15 protein-coding genes are annotated in these 19,781 nt (G+C 36.3%); 2 read left to right on the forward strand and 13 right to left on the reverse strand.

The window, feature by feature from the left end:
• The first annotated feature begins 103 nt into the window (after nucleotides 1-103).
• Together AC2JBO_RS20300 and AC2JBO_RS20305 are read left to right on the forward strand one after the other, a co-directional pair.
• Nucleotides 104-958: an SDR family oxidoreductase gene (locus AC2JBO_RS20300; RefSeq protein ID WP_496955463.1), complete on the forward strand. Its 855-nt coding sequence runs from the start codon at nucleotides 104-106 to the stop codon at nucleotides 956-958.
• Nucleotides 959-1,226: 268 nt separating this feature from the next.
• Entirely contained in the window at nucleotides 1,227-1,484 is a 258-nt protein-coding gene (locus AC2JBO_RS20305; protein ID WP_496955464.1) for a hypothetical protein, read from the forward strand.
• 168 nt (nucleotides 1,485-1,652) lie between these two features.
• On the opposite strand, the gene AC2JBO_RS20310 is transcribed toward AC2JBO_RS20305, so the two are convergent.
• The 13 genes from AC2JBO_RS20310 to AC2JBO_RS20370 all read right to left on the reverse strand — a co-directional run bounded on the left by AC2JBO_RS20310 (nucleotide 1,653) and on the right by AC2JBO_RS20370 (nucleotide 17,740).
• Complete coding sequence (locus tag AC2JBO_RS20310; RefSeq protein WP_496955465.1) at nucleotides 1,653-3,080, reverse strand: sugar transferase; 1,428 nt, start codon at nucleotides 3,078-3,080, stop codon at nucleotides 1,653-1,655.
• A 123-nt stretch (nucleotides 3,081-3,203) separates the two neighbouring features.
• Complete coding sequence (locus AC2JBO_RS20315; protein WP_496955466.1) at nucleotides 3,204-4,004, reverse strand: WecB/TagA/CpsF family glycosyltransferase; 801 nt, start codon at nucleotides 4,002-4,004, stop codon at nucleotides 3,204-3,206.
• 47 nt (nucleotides 4,005-4,051) lie between these two features.
• On the reverse strand, nucleotides 4,052-4,888 hold the full coding sequence (locus AC2JBO_RS20320; RefSeq protein WP_496955467.1) for a glycosyltransferase family 2 protein: 837 nt from the start codon (nucleotides 4,886-4,888) through the stop codon (nucleotides 4,052-4,054).
• A gap of 21 nt (nucleotides 4,889-4,909) precedes the next feature.
• Nucleotides 4,910-6,103, reverse strand: coding sequence for a glycosyltransferase (locus tag AC2JBO_RS20325; RefSeq protein ID WP_496955468.1), 1,194 nt, complete (start codon nucleotides 6,101-6,103; stop codon nucleotides 4,910-4,912).
• A 2-nt stretch (nucleotides 6,104-6,105) separates the two neighbouring features.
• Nucleotides 6,106-7,338: a glycosyltransferase family 61 protein gene (locus AC2JBO_RS20330; protein ID WP_496955469.1), complete on the reverse strand. Its 1,233-nt coding sequence runs from the start codon at nucleotides 7,336-7,338 to the stop codon at nucleotides 6,106-6,108.
• 77 nt (nucleotides 7,339-7,415) lie between these two features.
• Nucleotides 7,416-8,690 carry a glycosyltransferase family 4 protein gene (locus AC2JBO_RS20335; RefSeq protein WP_496955470.1) on the reverse strand — a complete coding sequence of 425 codons (1,275 nt, stop codon included), beginning with the start codon at nucleotides 8,688-8,690 and terminating at the stop codon, nucleotides 7,416-7,418.
• Between the two features lie 2 nt (nucleotides 8,691-8,692).
• A complete protein-coding gene (locus AC2JBO_RS20340; RefSeq protein ID WP_496955471.1) occupies nucleotides 8,693-9,946 on the reverse strand; it encodes a glycosyltransferase family 4 protein in 1,254 nt (417 codons plus the stop codon).
• 56 nt (nucleotides 9,947-10,002) lie between these two features.
• Nucleotides 10,003-11,262 (reverse strand): O-antigen ligase family protein, encoded by a 1,260-nt coding sequence (locus tag AC2JBO_RS20345; protein ID WP_496955472.1) that lies wholly within the window; start codon nucleotides 11,260-11,262, stop codon nucleotides 10,003-10,005.
• Nucleotides 11,263-11,274: 12 nt separating this feature from the next.
• The gene (locus AC2JBO_RS20350; RefSeq protein ID WP_496955473.1) at nucleotides 11,275-12,240 is read right to left on the reverse strand and encodes a glycosyltransferase family 2 protein; all 966 of its coding nucleotides are present in this window, start codon (nucleotides 12,238-12,240) and stop codon (nucleotides 11,275-11,277) included.
• A gap of 109 nt (nucleotides 12,241-12,349) precedes the next feature.
• On the reverse strand, nucleotides 12,350-13,606 hold the full coding sequence (locus AC2JBO_RS20355) for a glycosyltransferase (protein WP_496955474.1): 1,257 nt from the start codon (nucleotides 13,604-13,606) through the stop codon (nucleotides 12,350-12,352).
• Nucleotides 13,607-13,645: 39 nt separating this feature from the next.
• A complete protein-coding gene (locus AC2JBO_RS20360; protein WP_496955475.1) occupies nucleotides 13,646-14,980 on the reverse strand; it encodes a flippase in 1,335 nt (444 codons plus the stop codon).
• A 63-nt stretch (nucleotides 14,981-15,043) separates the two neighbouring features.
• Nucleotides 15,044-17,242 (reverse strand): GumC family protein, encoded by a 2,199-nt coding sequence (locus AC2JBO_RS20365; protein WP_496955476.1) that lies wholly within the window; start codon nucleotides 17,240-17,242, stop codon nucleotides 15,044-15,046.
• A 69-nt stretch (nucleotides 17,243-17,311) separates the two neighbouring features.
• Nucleotides 17,312-17,740, reverse strand: a complete 429-nt coding sequence (locus tag AC2JBO_RS20370) for a hypothetical protein (RefSeq protein ID WP_496955477.1) — start codon at nucleotides 17,738-17,740, stop codon at nucleotides 17,312-17,314.
• Nucleotides 17,741-19,781: the final 2,041 nt, after the last annotated feature.

Below are 19,781 nucleotides of genomic sequence, written 5' to 3' on the forward strand. Positions count from 1 at the left end.
TGGCAATGGAAAATGGAACACACACTTTTTTTAACCTTGGGGAGAGTAATCAATCCAAGGTTTAGTATTGGTTTCAAATAAATAGATATTTTCATTTATCATTATGCCGCAAGAACAATTACAGCCACCGCAGTCTCAAGAGCTACCAGGGTCTGAAGCGCAGATGACCCCAAAACCTCAAGCCGATGATTCTAAATATCGCGGTAGTGGTAAGTTGGATAATAAAGTCGCGTTAATTACAGGCGCCGATAGTGGTATCGGACGTGCGGTAGCAATAGCCTTTGCCAAAGAAGGCGCCAACGTAGCAATTCTTTACTTAAACGAACACGAAGATGCGAAAGAAACAAAGCATCTTGTAGAGAAATACGGTGGACGTGCGGTTACAATAGCGGGTGATATTGGCTCCGAGTCATTTTGCCTTTCTGCCGTTCAACAAGTAGTAGACGAGTTAGGCAAGCTAGATATATTAGTTAACAACGCAGCCGAACAGCACCCGCAAGAAAGTATCGAAGATATAACCGAAGAACAGTTAGAAAGAACTTTCCGCACCAATATATTCTCAATGTTCTTCTTGACCAAAGCCGCGCTCAAGCACTTACATGAAGGTAGTACAATCATCAACACAACTTCAGTTACTGCCTACAAAGGCAATCAGCAATTACTAGATTATTCATCTACCAAAGGTGCGATTGTAGCTTTCACCCGTTCGCTATCACAAAGCCTAGTAGAAAAAGGCATTCGCGTCAACGGTGTAGCACCCGGCCCAATATGGACACCATTAATTCCCGCAACATTCCCCGAAGATAAAGTAGCCAGTTTTGGTAAGCAAGTACCAATGCAGCGACCAGGACAACCCGAAAAAGTGGCGCCAAGCTATGTATTTTTAGCCTCGGACGACTCTTCGTATATTTCAGGTCAAATACTACACCCAAATGGTGGCGAAGTCATTAATGGGTAGTTGGATCCCCCCTTATTATCTACGGTGTACACACATCTCAAAAAAATCCCGAATTTATAATCCTCTCACCCTTCAGGGTAAAGGAGATTTATGTGTACACGGTAGCCTTATTATGGGGAGCTAGGGGGGATCAACTCTACACAAAGGTTAATTTATCTAACACTAATGTTGTCAATATTTCAACCATAAGAAGGAAGACTTTATAAATAGTAATTGTTACTTTAATCTAAGTGGCAAAATACAAACAAAATACAAAAAGGAAATAGCTATGGCATCTTTAGAAAGGTTGAAAGGCACTGAATTAGTGGATTGCGCGCGTGCAAATGCAAAACAGGGAATAGAAACCGCAGCAAGGCAATGCGGTTATGGCGATAATCTTAACGAATTTGCCAGAGACTTACGTCACGCTTGCGAAGATATGAATTTACAAGTCAAAGAACTAAGCGAATTAATTACAGACCAAGACATGATACTTGAACTTGGTACTGGTGAAATAGTGGCACCGGATACAGCAGGTCAATTATAAATAATAGCTATAATTACAATGTAGATTGTTAACTTTTTAACACAGACTTCCAAACACAGAAATATCCAAAATTATATTGTAGGGTAGGCGTCCCGCCTGCCCACAACGTGTATATTAGGACGGGCAAGGATGCCCATTCCACAAGATAGTTGATAGAATTTTTGAAAATTAATAGGCGCCAGTCTTATTCAAGACAACACCAACAGTCTTGAACAAAATTTTTAAATCAAGCCATACCGACCAATTTTCAATATAACTGATATCCAATTTCACTCCCTCTTCAAAATTTTCTATATCCGAACGTCCGGATACTTGCCATAAACCAGTAATACCAGGAAGCACATCTTGGCGGATAAAGTGCATTTTCTTGAAACGTTCTACGTCGCGTAGGGGGAGTGGACGTGGACCAACAAGACTCATTTCGCCAAGTACAACATTAAATAATTGTGGTAACTCATCAAGACTGTAGCGACGTAGAAACTTACCGACCTTAGTAACGCGCGGGTCATCTTTTAGTTTAAACAGTACACCATCTTTGATTTCGTTTTTCGCTTCGAGTGCAGCTTGTAACTTTTCTGCATTCGTCACCATTGTTCGGAACTTCCAGATTTTAAACTTTTTACTGTGTAGTCCAACTCGGTCTTGTTTAAAGAAGATTGGCCCTTGTGAGTCTAGTTTAATGAGTAGAGCAATAGTTAGGTAAAGAGGTGAGAAAGAAAGTAATAGGATGCTTGAACAAACAAGGTCAAAGATTCTTTTTACCCAAAAATCACTACCTGTGAGGATAGGCGCTGGAATAGTTAGACAAGGAAGGTCGCCAAGCATCCAGATTTGAGATTTGGGATGATAAATTTCGCGCTTGCTTGGGAGTATACGAATTGTGATGCCAGCAGTGTAAAAGTGCCAGCAAACGTACAAGCGGTCTTTGATAGAACTCCAAGATACAAAAGTTTCCACTACACCGAGTTCGCGTAAATACAAAAACGTTTGTTCGCGATTAGCTAAGTCAAGACAACTGGAATCAGCAACACCTTGAATTGTGTAGCAATTTTCTTCTTCAATCAAACTAACTTGCTCTTGCTGTTCCTCTAAATCTGTAATTAGGAAGATAGCATGACGCACGGCACCTTTGTTCCGGAGAAGTTTTGTGCTGCTATCAAAGAGAAAACGAGAAGCGCAGATAAAGATTACAGATAATAGCCAAGAGAGTAGGAAAATCGAGCGCGAGACATATACTTCGGGAGCGTAAAGAAAGCCAATTAGAAGCAGCAGCATGGAAGATAGCGAAATGGCTTTAATAACGCGCGTGTAATTACGACGATTTACACCTGCCTTGTATAAACTTGACGTGACAAATATGGTAAGTGCAACAGTGACGTTCAGTAGGAGAAAAGATACTTCTTGTGTCCACGGTGATTGAATTGGAGTACCAAAATATATAGCTAACTTCCATGCGGAAGCTAACGATACAGTATCTAAAAGCACTAATGTAAATACTCGAAGTAATCTGACAGCAAATCCTCGCTGAATTTGGGCGCCTTTAGCTGACCTTAAATCTGGCTTAATACCAATAACCGATAACGACTTGGATACCATAATTTTCACACTATTTGTTATTTTGCATGTTCAGTTGAATCCGATACGACTTACCACTACTACGTCCGCAGCCCATACTCTCAAGCATTTGTCAGAACACACATTACCGTTACTATTGACAACTTAATAGATCGGTGGTTTGGAGCGTCTAAAAAGTTTTGCTGTTTGTGAGCGTATGACGCGGTAGAAAAACAGGGGATTGCCAACTACGTAACGCTCCCACAAACGCTGGGGTTCAGTGAAGAATCGTGTTAACCACTCAAGTCCTTGGTCAGTCATCCAACGTGGTCCTCGGTATAAGGCGCCTGTATAAAAATCAAGGCAGGCGCCTAATGGTAGAAATACTTTTGCATCAACTCGTTCTAGATTGTTTAGAATCCAATATTCCTGTACAGGCATACCAAAGCCTATATACAGTACATCAGGCTTAAACTTATTGATATATTCGATTACCAATTCGTTTTCTTCGCCAGACTTGTCAAAATAACCATGATGTGAATCAATTCTGAGATTGGGTGCAATAGCTTTAAGTTTTTTGACAGCTTTGTCAGCTACACCAGGTTTACCTGCAAGCAAGAATAGCGAAACGTTCGCTTGCTCACATGAGGAAGCTAGATTTTCTATATAGTCAGGGCAAGTCATACGATGTGATGAGTTAAGGCAATGTCCACACATTTTGGCGCCTAGTAATACACCAAAACCATCGCAGAAAACAACATCAGACTTATTGATGAAGTTTCTATACCAAGGTAATTCATAAGCAAAATTCATTGCCCGTACATTTACGTTACTGACAATCGTCTTTTGGTTATGTTTAGCTTGACTAACAATGAATTCAATCAGTTGTTTAACATTTAGCCTACTAAATTTTGTTCCTAACAGATGTACTTCACTAAAAGCTGGATGTTTAACCGCTTCTCTCATACAGATACCTCTCAGTGATTACTGATATTGATAAAAAATATAAATGATTACCAAGCACCATATTTATCTGATAAAAGATTTCCAATTTTACCTCTTAAATATCCCTTGATTTTAATTGCAATAAATGGGTCAAAATATTTCAAAGGTAAAGTAGCAAATTCTCTTATGTACCAGTTTTGATAAAACTTTTGATGTTCTAGTGCTAGCTGGAGCGATTTTTGTCTAGCAAATTGACAACCTACTCGCTTACTTTCGTGTATGAGCTTGATTTTGTTACTCAATTTACTACTCATTCCGTCCAGTGAGAAAGAAGCAAGCGGAAAATCTACTTTAAGAAACTTGGCACCGGAAATATAAGCTCTAAAAATAAAATCATAATCAGCAGCAATTGAATAGCTTAAATCAAAACTACTAATTTGATTATATAGTTCTCGTTTAACAAAACAGCTTGGGTGTGCAACAGTGATTTTAAACACTAGTTTTTCTAAATCACCTGGTTGAAATGTACTTAAGCATTTTCCCGCTAGATAATTATTAACAGGAGAATGAACTACCGAAACATCGGGGTTATTTGTGAAAGCTTGTTCAACAGCTTTTAAGGCACCGTTATTATACCAATCGTCAGAATTAATAATTCCTATAGCATCACCTGTGGCTAAAGAAATTCCTTTATTCATTGCGTCATATACACCTTTATCTTTTTCTGATATAACGCGAATATGTGTTGAGTAGCGGTTGATAATATCTAACGTTTTATCGGTAGATGCACCATCAATAATAATGTATTCTAGTTCTGAATCAATCTTTTGATTCAGAACGCTTTGAATAGTTCGCTCGATGGTTTTTTCTGCGTTATAGACAGGTGTAACAATTGAGATTTTCATGTGTAATATAGATATTTTAATTTAAAAAACAGGTGCATAATTACTACTGTTATTCCAAGCAATAGCAGTTTCGTAAATACTGCTTATCATTTGATGGTTTTTCTCAAGTGAAAAGTAATTTTCGTACTGTTTGCGAGCCATCACACCTCGGCGCCGGAGTTCAACTGTATCTGACCAAGCTTGTTTGACTGTACAAGCTAAATCTTCTGGATTTTGCGGGTTAAAAAGCCAACCGGATAATCCTTCTTTGACGAGTTCAGTAATACCACCAAAACGACTAGCAATAACAGGTAAACCAGTTGCAAAAGCTTCAGTGATTACCATTCCAAACGGTTCATACCATTCAGAAGGAACAATCAGAACGCTGGCATTCTGCATCAGTTCCAATATCTCATTCCTAGGCAATACTCCCAAATACTCTACATTATTGGGTAAACTGCTTTTTAGTAATATTTCTAACCGTCCTTGACCTGCAATTTTGAGAGGAATATCTTCTCCTAAAAGATGCCAAGCATTAAGAAGCGTTTCGATGCCTTTATACTCTACTAATTTGCCAACGTATAGTGCATATTTACCTAGATGGGCGCCGACTTGAATATCCGAACTGACGAAATTTGGTTTGACTGCTATTTTCTCTGCTGGTAGGCCAGCTTCAATAAATTTCTTTCGGGCAAATCTTGTCAGCGCAATATAAATATCTACATCTTGATAAGTGTTAAGCGCTTTATTTGTTGTTAAACCGGCAACCGCAAGTGCTGTTTGAGCGCGACTACCACGATAACAACTATGTATAATGCTAGGATATGGAATCGCTTTTCCAATACAGTCTTCACAAATCTTGCCATCGCGATAAAGATAAGCTCCAGGGCAAATAAGTTTATAGTTATGTAGTGTATGAACTACAGGAATATTCAAATCATGGCATGCAGCATATACTGACGGTGAAATTAGAGGAATTGTATTGTGGACATGAACTACATCAGGATGAAATTGTTCTAAATAATCACAAGCTTGAATATAAGATTCGGAAGACCAAATTGACTGTAATCCAATTTTTGCTTTTGTTATAAAATTGGCATTGTCGAGGTTAGAGTTCTTGACTATCCACTGCTCAACTTCATGACCATAGTGCTTAAGCATTTTATACTCTGCATCAACCACTACCTCTTCACCACCTGCATGTTGATACGCATTGTGAACTTGAAGAATTTTCATAGTTATAATCCTTGATGCTCAATAAGTTTTTTCAATTTTGCAACATCAACCGTCATGTCTCCTCTTGTTCGCCGAAGTTTTTGCATATAAGATTGATGGCATTCCAAACAAGCATGTTTAAAACCAAGTATTTCTGCAGGAACAAAGTAGCCAGAACTAACCCAAGGAGTAATCAACTCAACAACTTTTAAATGCTTCGGCGAAAATATAATATTCGTCAAGCCTGCTCCATGAGGACAAATAATGTTTTTTGCTGATGAAAATAATCTGACTTGCTCTGTAAAGCTCATTTTCTCTAAACTATAGCTCTCAAAACCTAATGGTCTTAAAAAGTCTAAAACTTCATCTTCATTCGTGACCCGACGACCTGAAGCTTGCGCGCGCGATACATATATATTTTGTGAATAAAAGGTTTTATTGGTATTTTCAGGTAAACTGCTTAATATACGTTCTCGAAGCCAGTATAAGCCACTAGGTGCTACCCATTCTCCTTGGCGCCGGAAACTAGGAACTACAAGTTTCTTAACTTTAGCGCACGAACCATCCCATTCGATATAATCAGTTGGTTCATATCCTAAGATTTTTAGAGATTCAAGTTGCCACAAGGTTGGTTTACTATTGATAATTAATAAAGGTTTAGAACCAGTTTTTTGTTCGTAATATTCTAATCCTTCTAGACGTGCTAGACAGTCCACGAGCCAGTGATAATAATTTTTGCTCCAGTAATTAACTATTGAACATGCTGTATCTAATTCATAAGTTTTAATTTTAGGCAGTTTATTGAGAAATAAACTAGTTAGAGGTAATCCTCCTTCAAACCGATGATTTAATTGTTCTTTCGGCGGTAATGTTGATGGTGAAATAATATTACTATCTTCATCAAAACCTACAGCTTGATAACCAACCAAGGTAGCATTATTTACCTCAGATATCCAAGGATTAACCAAATTAAACTCTTGATCCATCCTGTCTTCAATCATGAATGGAATATTTCCAATAATATAACTGCTGCCTGTCTTAATATATTCATTATTACCATAGTGAATAGGGTTATATTTATTATCTTTTTCGCGGAGTTCTATATTAGTAATAATTCTTAACTTTAGAAATTTCAAAAAAACAGGTAAAATAACTTGTTCTCGCGATGTTCTCCGTAGTAACTTCCAGAAAAGATTTAATATTTTAGTTATAACTTGTCGAATTATACCTGTATTAGTATTTATTGTTGATGTCATGATTTTTAAATCGCTCTGACTAAGTTGTAATTTACAATTTTTTTGAGTAAGTATTCAAATTACCTTATTATGCTAATTCAAAGCGTTTCTACAAAAGGCTTGAAAACGTTAGAAGATAGTAATCTTTTTTCCAAAATATTTTCATAGTAACCAGCTATTTTGATTCCGACCCTATCCCATGTTTGCAACTTTGCAAACTCATAACCAATTTTTCCCATTGCTAAACGCTCCGCTGGGTTGTTATACATGTATTCAATTGCTTTGGCTAACGCAGCAATAGTTTCATTTGGACTGTTAACAGACACTTTAATTGCTGCGTTATTTGGTACAAAGTCTTTCGCTCCATGATGATTTAAACAAATGATTGGCAAAGCTTGAGCCATTGCTTCGAGTAACTGTGAACCAAAAGTATCACGTAAACTAGTAAACAAGAGGACATCGCTATTAATATACATTTTCTTTACTTCTTCCCAAGAAGCTTGACTTAAATGCTCAACTCGACCCTCTAAACCTAGTTCTTTTATCCAACCAGGTACATAGCAATCTTGAGGACCACTACCCAAAATAGTTAATTTAGCTTTTATCGATGGATTCAATGCTGCAAGAGCTTCCAAAGCTAATAGCAAAGCTTTCCGAGGATAGAGACGACCAACCCAAAGCAAGCATAATTCTTGCTTCTGTTCTCTAACTGGAAACTCTTGACTGAAGTAATGTTCAGGCAAATGGGTATCTAAAAAAAGTTCTATATCTTGTACACCTAGCTTTCGACCGAGAGCAACTGTATCGCTGTTAGCTGCTAATAACAGACTGGTTTTGTTCATAGTTTTGCGTAGCGGAAGCGCAAGTGGCAGCAATTTTTGAGTAATAAAAGTTCGTATACCTTCTAGATACCAACCTTTCTGAATATATTTTTTGAAAGCAGGTGATGCAACTTGTCCACCACCAGCTGGACCAAATATCAACGGTTTATTCAGGCGCCATAACCATGTTCCACAAGTCAAACTAGCAATGGTAGCATGATGAATCAAATCAAAGTCATGCTCTTGATCAAGCTTTCGTGCAACTTTATAAGCTTCGCGCTGCCAAACTAAGTAGTGATAATTACTACTATCTCTACCAAAAATATGATACATCACATAATTGAACCAAACTGGATGTTCAATATAGACAAAATGCAAATTGGGAACTGGGTTATCTGCTAAAGTTGCTTCAATTTTGGTTTGATTAAATGTAGGAGTTAATACCCAAATTTCGTAACCTAACTTGGCAAGTTCTGTTGAACAATACCAGCCAAATCCTTCATCTCTAGCGCGATTTGGCAGACATGCGTAAGCTGATATTAATACTTTCATGATTATTGTTGAGATGCAGGTAAAAGTTTATTAAATAAAGAGATATATCTTTGGGCTTGTAATTTTAAATTGAATTCCCGTTCAACTTTTTCACGTGCAAATAAGCCTAATTTTTGGTGACGCTCTTTGTTTTCTAAAACCCAAGCAATCCCTTGAGCTAAATCATTAATTTCAAAAGGTTTAACAAGATAACCATTTTTTTGATGTTCAATCATATCAGGCATTCCGCCAATATTGAAAGCAACACTGGGAGTACCACAAGCCATAGCCTCTAATACGGTATTTGGCAAATTATCTTGAATCGATGGCGCTACAAACACATCAACTGCTGCATAGATTTGTGCAAGCGAGATATCATCGCTTAGTTTACCCAAGTAGTGAGTCTTAAAGCCTAAATTATCCTGGTTATTTGGTTGCGACGAACCAATGACAACTAGTTCAACTTTATCTTGCCATTCTGATTTGCATAAATATTGCAAAGCTGGTTGGAGGAAATGAAAGCCCTTACGACGCGCGCTAGTTGCATTAACAGCTACAAACAAAACTAAAAGTTTGCCTTGAGGCAGGTTAAGAACCTCTCTTATAACTTGGCGGTTAATTGGTTTGTATTTATAAGTATCAAGACCATAAGGAATTATCTCGATTTGCCGATTTTTAAACAGCGAACTCGAAGCAGCACACTTTGCTAACCATGCACTGGGAGTAACAATCGTCAATTGGGTATTCCAAGCTACAAATTTTCTTTGCCACGTCCAACGCGATAAATCAGAATCTTTGTTGCTTTTTAGCTGAGGACAGTTACCACAAGAGCTAACATACTGACCGCAGTCCTGGTCATAATGACATCCTCCAGTAAAAGCCCACATATCGTGGAGAGTCCAAACTACTGGTCGGTTAAACTTAGCAATCGTCTCAATTTTCAGGTGACTTTCGTTAATCCAATGTAAATTAATTACATCTGGGTTTAGTTGAGCGACTCTAGGTAAAATTAGGTCTGGCGCCCACTGCGTAGAAAACTCATTGCGGACACCATGACGATAAAATCTGGGTGGTATAGCATCTAGAGGGTGTCCTAACTTTGCGAGTGTTTTTTGCAAGCTAGTTTTTGGCTCAACTACATTTTTATCATCGCTAAACTTAGCTTGTACCAGCACGCGCGAATCAGCGTCAATACTTTGTAGACCTTGATGCAAGCGATACGCAGCACGAGCGGCGCCTCCTGCCAAGTCATATGTGCTAATGTGCAGTATTTTCATTACCTAAATAATTTTGTAAAGTGCTAAAAACTTACACAATAAAACTACTATCTTGATTACAAACCATTTTCAAATTGCATATTGATAAATCTATTTTGAGTTTTAACAATTCGTTTCAAATGAATAGCTGATGAATAAGCACTTGATACATATAAAATCCAGTAAAAATTACGATAGCTGAGAAACCCAATAGTATCGGAGTAACTTAAAGACATTAAAATAACTAACAACTGGAGCATCCAAAAAAATTCTAGCTGTCGCGTTAAACCAAGTAACACAACGACTCGATACAAATATGTCACTAAACTAATAATCATTAATGACAATCCCAAGAAACCTAATTGTAAAAAAATCTCCATATAACTACTATGAGAGTTACCACCACCTTGTCCTGCGCCGTTAATCCAGGGAAACCTAAGAGCCACACCTAAACCTTCCGCTGGATTACTCCAGAAGCCACCATAACCATAACCTAACCAGGGTTTCTCTAAACCACGTTCAATTAAGTAAGTCCACAGTCGGCCACGCCCGTTAAACCCCATATCCTTACCCAAAAAGTCAACCACTATAAATTCCAGGTTAGTCAAAGTAGTCATGATGACGACTATACCAAGGATAATAGCAACAATTGAAAGAATAGTTCTAAGTCTATACTCTTGTTTAACGACTTTATAAAGTGGATAAAGAACAAGCGAACCTATAAACATTCCTAAGCTTCCTTTTCCTCTTGACATAACTAAGAGAAAAAATCCTAGTCCAGCCCCAACTAGAGCTAACCAACGATTCTTTTTGACAAAAATACCAACATCTAAAAAAAGAGTGGTAACAATAACCATCGTAGCAGCTAAGTAATTTTTGTAACGATTTATTCCTACCCATCCTCCATCAAATCTTCCATAAGATGGCACAAATAAAGCTGCTACTAAGTTAATAAAGATAGTAATAGCAAACACATATAGCAGTATTTTTATAAGCTCCTTGGGTGTATGACGAGCGGCAAGGTAAATACCAAATGTAGTAGAACATAAAAACGCTCTACTATAATTTAGAGTGTCGTTTGGAGTGGTAGACCAAAGGACAGAAATTGGAACTAATAACATTAGCAAAAGCAAAGGTATATCCAGAGATGCTACCCAAAAGAATCGTTTCCAGCAACCAAGAATTAAAATTGGAACTGTAACAAATCCAAATAGAGCCCAAGCTTGAACTGCTGAAAGAGGAATATTTGGATTAAGGTAGTAGGAAAATAATAAAAAAGTAATTATTATTTCTATTTGAAAAACTAGCTTTTTTCTAATACTACTTAACTGGTACATTTCAGTAATAAATTAATGAAGCTCACTGCTTTGATTTTTTAAATAATTATTTGGCACTTGGAAAGAATCTAACTCCGCTTGCATTCTAAATATAAGTCTTTGGAATATATTAGGGTTTAGATGTGAAAACAAAGTTTCCTGAGTAAAATTATCAGCTTGTACATCACGAATAATAAAAGGTGGATGTTTTAAAGGAAACTTAATTGCTTCTGTAGAAAGATTAGAGTGTTTACTTCTACTGTTTGATACATTTGTCGAACCACTACCAAATCCGATATTAGAAATCAAATTAGTGTTAGAGAGAATACTCAAACGGTTTTGAATCCAGCAGGCAAATTGCCACTGAAAATCCCAAACTGTATTTAAACGTCCGTCGTGTGTATCTTGCAACACCTTATTCCAAGCCTTGGCTGCTTCATTATTTTCTAATACATCCTGAAGGAAATTTTTTTGTTTAATTTCTGTCCACAGCGACATGTTAAAATCAAAGCTTTGCCATGCTCGTTTCCAAGTTGCCCAACCCCAAACATGGTTGTAATGAGAAAAGTAGTAGCTATAATCTGTTCTCTTTTGATTTAACTGAACATTTTGACCAGAAATTGATGCAATTCTTTCATCATATCTGTATTTTTCAAGTAGTTCTTCACAAAATGGAAAAAATGTTTGGTCTGGCAAACAATCATCTTCTAATATTATTGCTTTCTCTACATGGTTAAAAACCCAATCTAAACCACTGGGTAAGCGTTTTCCGCAACCTAAATTGATATCAGAATAATTTTTATACACTTCACACTCCCAGTCAACGCGCTCAATAATTGCACGAACTGCTTCGCATTGCTTTGCCTCATCAGGATAATTTTGGCGTGGACCATCTGCTATCACAAAAAGCTTGGGTGGTTTTGCTTGACGAATAGCTTCAAATACTTTTTGTGTAGTATGGGGACGTTTGAAGATTATAAATGCGACTGGAGTATTCATTGTTTATTCTCAATAAATGATTGTTGATATACACTTATGAATTAATTTTCAATTAATTTGAGCCTGTAATTTTAACATATGCCTGTGTTAGTAGATTTGCATAAATTGATTAACCTTTGGTAGATAAATAACTTTTCATGATTTGGCGATTTGTAGAATATCTCAACTTATGAACAAGCATTCCTGTTCTAGTTAATCGCATTAAATCGTTTGCTACATCCCTAATTTCCAACCATTTATTTGGTAAAGCTTGAACTTTTTTTCCTTTGATTAAATTTATCCAGGTGTTACAAATCAATTTAGAAGCATATTTATTATGGACAAACTCAGCTGCTAAACAAGCATTTTTTTCCACCAATTCTTTGTTTTCTAAACCATGAATAATTAATTCAGCAGTTGTTTTTATCTGTCTTTTTTCATCTAAAGAATTAAAATGCTGATGGTAAACTGTTTCTTTTAAAGCTCCAAATGAAATTGAAAAAACTGTGCGTTTGCAAGCTTGCGCTTCAACAGCAGAAACACAAAAAGTTTCTGGAGAACTGCAACCCGGATTTACAATTACTGCCCAACATTTCATAAGTTCAGTATGTAATTGTAGTGGCGATAAAGCTCCAAGAAAAATAGGCTGGTAATCTTTTGGTAAAGACTTAAGCCAGGGTTTTATACAGTTATTTTCTAGTTCTATATCACCTATACCCATTGAACCAACTTTTTGGTTTTTACTAAGAGTGTGTACATTTGCACTTCCCGCTAAAGCTAATTCTAAGTTAGTTTCCTGACTCGCTAAATAAGACCATATTTTTGTGAGTTCATAAAAACCTTTATCGCGATTTATGGCACCAATAAATAATAACCTTGGTTTGTTAGTCTTATTATGGTGTGAATCGTTACTAACTGTTTTAAAGACTGAACAATATGTATTAGATATAATACTTATTCCTTCTTGCCATTGTGGTAGAGAACGATAAAAATTAGCATGATATTCAGAAACACAAACTACTTGTTTTCCACCCTCTTGTAAAAAAGTATAAACTAACGCGAAAGGAATAAATGTGTGTAACCAAAGAATTGTTTTATTTAAGGCTTGATTTCCAAATGTTAATGAGCTACCATCCCAGTGAGACTGGTGAACAATCAAGCAATCAAAGTTTTGAGCATTAATGTTTTGATGTTTTATACAAGAAAACTTAGTTGAACTAATGTTATCACATGCGCTTAAACAAACATTAAATCCTGCTTGATTTAAAAGATTTGCTAGTCTAATAATTGAACCATAAGTACCAGAACAAGCAACTTGCCCGTCTAAAACTTCATCGATTGAATTGAAGTAATTATGTTTTTTTGGCAACGCTACTAAAATTTTCATATTTATTACAATTCTTTTTTATTTGTTACTAACTTAAAACTATTTAATCATTTTCAATAGTCTTTGTATAGACATATGTATATTTAATGAGTGAAAAACAAAATTAGAAATGGGCTTTAACTCTTGGAAAAAATAATTTACAGGAATAGCAACTGTAAAATAAGTTATTATAGTTGCTATTGTAGCACCTAAAGCCTGGTAACGAGGTATTAAAAAGAAGTTGAGTGTAATATTAATAATTGCGCCTATTAGAGATATGTAAAGTGTATAATGAAGTTTGTTTTCGATAGTGAGATATGTACTTCTTGCAACACATAAATTTGCGGAAAATTGACCCCATATGTATATGGCTAAAAGTTTTGCTGTAGGAGCATACGATTCACCGTATAGAAACGAAACTATCTGTGGAGCAAATATAGATACAGGTATTGCAACAATTAACCATAGAAGTATCATAATGTCAAAATATACCTGTATCTGCTTTTTATAATTACTGCCTTGGTCTTTCAATTGTGTTAATTTTGGTAATAAAGATGAGGCTATAATCATTGGTAAAAAATCAAATATTTCTGCGACTCGTACTGCTGCTGAATAAAAACCTAATTGTGATTTATCTGCAAGAAAACTTCCCAGCATAATCTGGTCAATCTTTGCATACATGTATATAGCAGCCCCCGAAATTATTAAAGGAAAACCTTCTCTTAAAAGCTCTTTAGCTCGTTTAAGTTTGAACCGCCATAAGGTAATCAGATTTCCTTTCAGCTTGTAAACAGTTATAATTGCTAAATTACTTAGAATTATCTCTGTGAGTCGTGCTAATGCAAAAGCTGTGATTGGCGCCTGTACCTGAATCAGCCATACTCGAACAACACACATAACGATATAAGCTGTTTTTTTGGCTAAGACAGTCTGCTTTGATTGAAGTTGAGACTGAAACCAAAGGTCAATTGTATTGAAGGCTTCAAGTAGCGAGCCAATAGCAAAAATTACAACTAAGATATGAGTTAAACGTTCTCCTGGTTCTAAAAGGTAAATAAATCCAATTGATAATACTAAACTTAAAATACCACCGAATAGACTTAACCCGAAAGTGGTTCCTAAAGTTTCGTTTTTTTGTAGTGGGTTACGAGCAATATCGCGTACAACGATAGAGTTCAAACCCATACTAACTAAAAAACTGAACATTCCAACAAAGGAAGCTGCATAGTTAAACAGACCAAACTTTTGAGGTCCTAAATAACGCGCTACCCATACACCTACTACTAAAGCCAAACCCATTTGTAAGATTTTATCGGCAAATAACCAGCCCGTATTGCTAATTATCTTTTTTAAGTCTGGACTCAGTTTACTGACTAATGCGTTTAGTTTAACCATGAAGCATCACTAGCTCTGATTGAAATTTAATCAAAAATTACTATCTTTTAACAACAAGCACTTCTACTTTAGAACTGTAGATTGTACTACATCTCGTGATACGTTTACTGACTCAAGGGTATTTGCATTGTAATAAAAGTAACTATCAGGTTCTCGCCATACATTTACACCGTTGATAACTATCCCTAAAACTTTCTGACTTGTCTGAGTTAAAAACCCTTTTGCAGCAATAGCACTAGCGTAATCAATGACCCCGGGACGTACTACCAATAAAGTGCCATCAGTTAAATTACCTATAACAGCGGCATCAGCGGTTCCTGCAAGAGATGGAGTATCAAAGATTACAAAATCATATTTACTTACAAATTCGTCAACTAATGCACTCATCCGCATTGAGTCAAGTAATGCCAAAGGATTAGGTGGTAAAACTCCAGATGGTAAAATAAACAGATTAGGCATCACTTCTTGTATAACGCTCTCACTTTCCATTTGTTCAACGAGCAAATTAGAAAGACCAATGTTATTGTTGATGTACCATATATGATGTTGAATTGGATGACGCATATCTGCATCAACTATTAATACCCGTCGTCCCACTTGCGTCATTGCTAAAGCCAAGTTGGCAGCAACCTCAGATTTACCCTCTTTAGATACAGAACTTGTGATAGTAAATGCTCGCAGTTCATGGTCTGAACTTAAAAACTTCAAATTTGCTCGCAGCATTTGATAAGCATCAGCTAGTGGGTAATGCCCAATATGAGTAGCAACTTTAGGAATAGATGATTCAGCAACATCAAGTGATGAACGGTTTCGACCCCATTTACTGATGTTTGGAATTACTCCTAACAAAGTATACTTGAATAATTCTCTTGCTTCTTTGACTGTCTTTAACGACCTGTCAACCAAGTCTAACCCAAACGCAGTGATTATACCTAATATTCCTCCTGCTGCCGCCCCACCTACTATAAATATTAGCTTTCTCGAACCATTCGGCTTTTTAGGCACAAGCGCACCGGAGATAATTCGGGCATTTCCAACTTTTTGATTTTGTGCAACATCTGCTTCTTGTAGCTTAGTGAGCAACGTTTCATAAGTTGTTTGCGCTGCTTTTAGGCGCCGTTCAAGTTCACGCTGAGTTTGTTCAAGCTTGGGTAAAATTTGCGCGCGTCTTTGATAGTTCAATTTTGCTTGCTGCAATTGATAAATTTTGCCAGAGAGTCCAGTATACTGATTTTCTGTCTTTATTAAGTCTCCTATCAATTCCTGCCGTAACTCCCCAATTTGAATATTACCCTCTGGAACAGGCTTGCTATTACCAGCTATTTGTGTTGTCCTCTCATTTAATAAATCTTTAAGAGCAGCAACTTTTTCTTCAAGATTAATCACCATTGGATGTTCTGACGCAAAGCGAGTTTTCTCAATTCGCAACTGGCTTTGGGCTTGTTGAAGTTGAGTTAAAACATCTTGAGTTCCTTTTAATTGACTTAAGTCGGCATAAGTTGCAGCTTGTTCTGATTGAACTTTGGTTTGACTGCGTAAATTTACTAATTTTCGTCCAACTTCAACTAATTCAGCTTGGAATTTGGTAATTTCTGCATCTAATTGTGAAATTGTATTAACTGCATTCGTTGCCTCTTCTTGCAGCACTACAACGTTATTTTTTTCTTTAAATTCACGCAGAATCAACTCTTCTTGTTTAACTGCTTGCTCGCGCTCCGGTAGTTGCTTTAAAATAAACTTACGTGCTGAAACTGCGTCTGCTTGATTATCTCTGATGTTTCTGTTTATGTATAAGTCGATAACCTTGTTTACTACTTGAGCTGCTAGTTTCGGGTCATTATCTGTGTAGGATATTTCAAGTATATCGGTTCCAACAGCTCCTTTAACTTTAAGTTGTCTGACTAAGGCTTCAATTTCAAGAGGTTTACCTTCCTTGTCTTTAAGATTTAAAGATTGAATAGTTTCCTGAATTACTGGTACTGACGTAACTATTTTTGCTTGTGTTTCTAATGGACTACCTTCTTGCGTTAGAGCTTGAATTCTTCCCAAATTTTCCCCTAATCCAGTTAAAGAATAAGTATTATCTGTTTTAATTAAAACACTTCCTTGAGCTTCATAAGTTGACTTCAATGAAAAAGTATACATTGATGCCATAGTGACAGTAATCCCGAAAATTCCAATAGCAGGCAACCAACGTCGCTGTATTACTTGTAAATATTTTTGAAAATCAATTTCTTCTACGTTTGGAAGTGACTCTATCATGCAGATATCTCAACTACTTCATTACTTTAATTGCAGCACCTGACTTTCTGGAAGCAGGGTTTGCAATCGCTATGTACCCTTGATACGAAATTCATCTCTGACATCATACCCAGTCATCCGCGCGTGTCTGCGTGTGAACTCACCTACAGAGGTATTGCCTTCTGGATGAATTACTCCTATCGCGCGTTGCCATAGTTCACCAGGCGCCACCGATATTTCATACACGCGGTCTTTTTTCTTGACGTAATACCACTCGATACCTTGGCACTGGTCGCACCAGAATGCTTCCAACCATTCATTGTCTAAACAAATTGCAGTCTGAGATGCCACCAACATCATTGCTTCTTTCCTGGGTACCCCGCGCTGTTGAAGTTGTCCAGCAGTATCGGCGTAAAGCGAGTATTTTTGACTAGCGCTATCTAAATAACATCCATGTATCGGACAATATATTGCCCGTCGCTTGGAGCGCTTCCGGCTTCGTTCACATCTTTTCAGCAATTTCAGATACCCCCATATAATTACAAAACGTAAACTAATCACACGCTGTCGAAAGTTAATCTGTGCGGATCAACTTCGGAAAAAAGCCAATTTTTGACTGCAATCTGCTACAGATGCTTGATTGCTATTTTTTCTGTACGTAGAATATTTATGACAGCTAAAACTTCGAGTATCAGTAATAATTACTAACTCGCAGTCTAATATTCCACAAATGCGGATTTGTTGATTTACATAGCTTATGTCAATAAATAATTGTGTGTGAAGCGAAGAAATAATTGGTCGTTAATCAGCGTCGCCGCGTGCATAAATTTATATAATACCTCTCTCATTCCACCATCCCCATCCTAAAAAAGAAACAGAAGAAGGTTTCTTGAGAGAGACTGAGATCTAAAAGACCATCAAAGACCCATCATCACAAAATTGACTATTTAGTTACGGTTAGATAATTCAAACAGGTTTTTCAGTTTATCACAACTCTACAAGTCATACGTAGATTCACTAATCTACAAAGTAGGCGAGTATATGAATGAATTTTCCTGAATTTTCCTGATAGCCCCTAAATTTCATGTAGTCATCTTTAGAACCACTATTCAAAGATGATAACACCACATGTAGAACATATCACAATCAACTGATGAAATTGGTAATTTTTTTTGCTTGTATACCTAAAGGAGTAGATGGTGTAATCACTTGGTATATATTTATCACAAGTACCTCGTAAATACATTAATAACAAATTTTAAGCAGTTGTGTTGCCAGTTTGGCATTTTTTTTACATCTAAGTAATTTTTCTAGTTAGTTTCACGTTCATTTATACAAAATCTGTCTGCCAGAATAACGCTAAATATTGGTTTTTAGCATTTTGACGGCGAAGCGCAGAAATTGTTCAGATAGTGAAAAATTTACTTAGCATCTACGGTTTTTATTTTTTAAGCTAACTGCCTTGGAAAGCAGTTACACAAGTGAAAAGCTAACCAATATTATCACCTTTACCTTTAGCAAATTGTTACTCACGCTACATTAATTTGGTTTCCTCCATACTAATAAGGCTAACTCCTAAGCGGCAAAACGGCACTAATGAATCTTTAATCATTCAGTAGGAATAACCAATGGTGATTATATAACAGTTGTATACTCCTATGCAAACTAATCGAGGTTATCCAAAACTTATCTAACCGTTAATAACTATAGTATTACAGCCAAAATCCGTGGGGGTTATTGTTTGCATTGAGATTCATTTTATACAGGTATCTTTAATACTCATTTAACACGCGCAGAAACTTGATAAGCATGTTTTTATACAAATTAATTACCAGGGAAGAAAATAAGAGATATTGGTGACTAAAAATAGAATTTATGAATTCACTTAAGTGTGTACACCCATCAATCAATATAACCGCAATATATTTGTGATTAGAATCACTACACTATTGTTAAATCAATCATTGACAAAATAAGCGTTTATTAAATAAGCATAATATCTTAGCTATTGACTTCTACGTGCTTATAAAATTAATGCTATTATATTATACTTAGTTATTACTGATAACATAAGTGAAGAAAGAGTATCTTTTTTTATATATTTCGATAAATACTCATAAAAAAATACACCTTCATGAGGCGAATTTTGCTGAATATTGTACTCACGTCTTTTATTAACCAAGTATTGGTTAAAAATTACCAATTACTAGCATTACGAAGCTGTTATCTGACGTTTATGTCTTGTACAGCCTTGATTTACAAGGAGTTGAATCGCTTTATCAATATTTTAAATATACCAGCAATATCTTTATATTATCTTCAAAAAAAATTAGTTTACTAAATACTTCTTTATCGGCGCGCTTTGTCCCTTGAGTTAGTCGGCGCCTACCTACCAAACACTATTAAGACCTACAAAAAAATACCCAAAATTCTCTTGTGGAGTGGGCATCCCTGCCATTAGCGTCAAGTTAAGCTAAAACCTACTACGTCAATAAGTATTTATGCTTAAAATTTGCGTTTGAAAGGAACAAAAAATGAACTTGAAGAGCGGCTATTAGTA

It is taken from the genome of Calothrix sp. CBUCES-K 9914 (assembly GCF_059640475.1).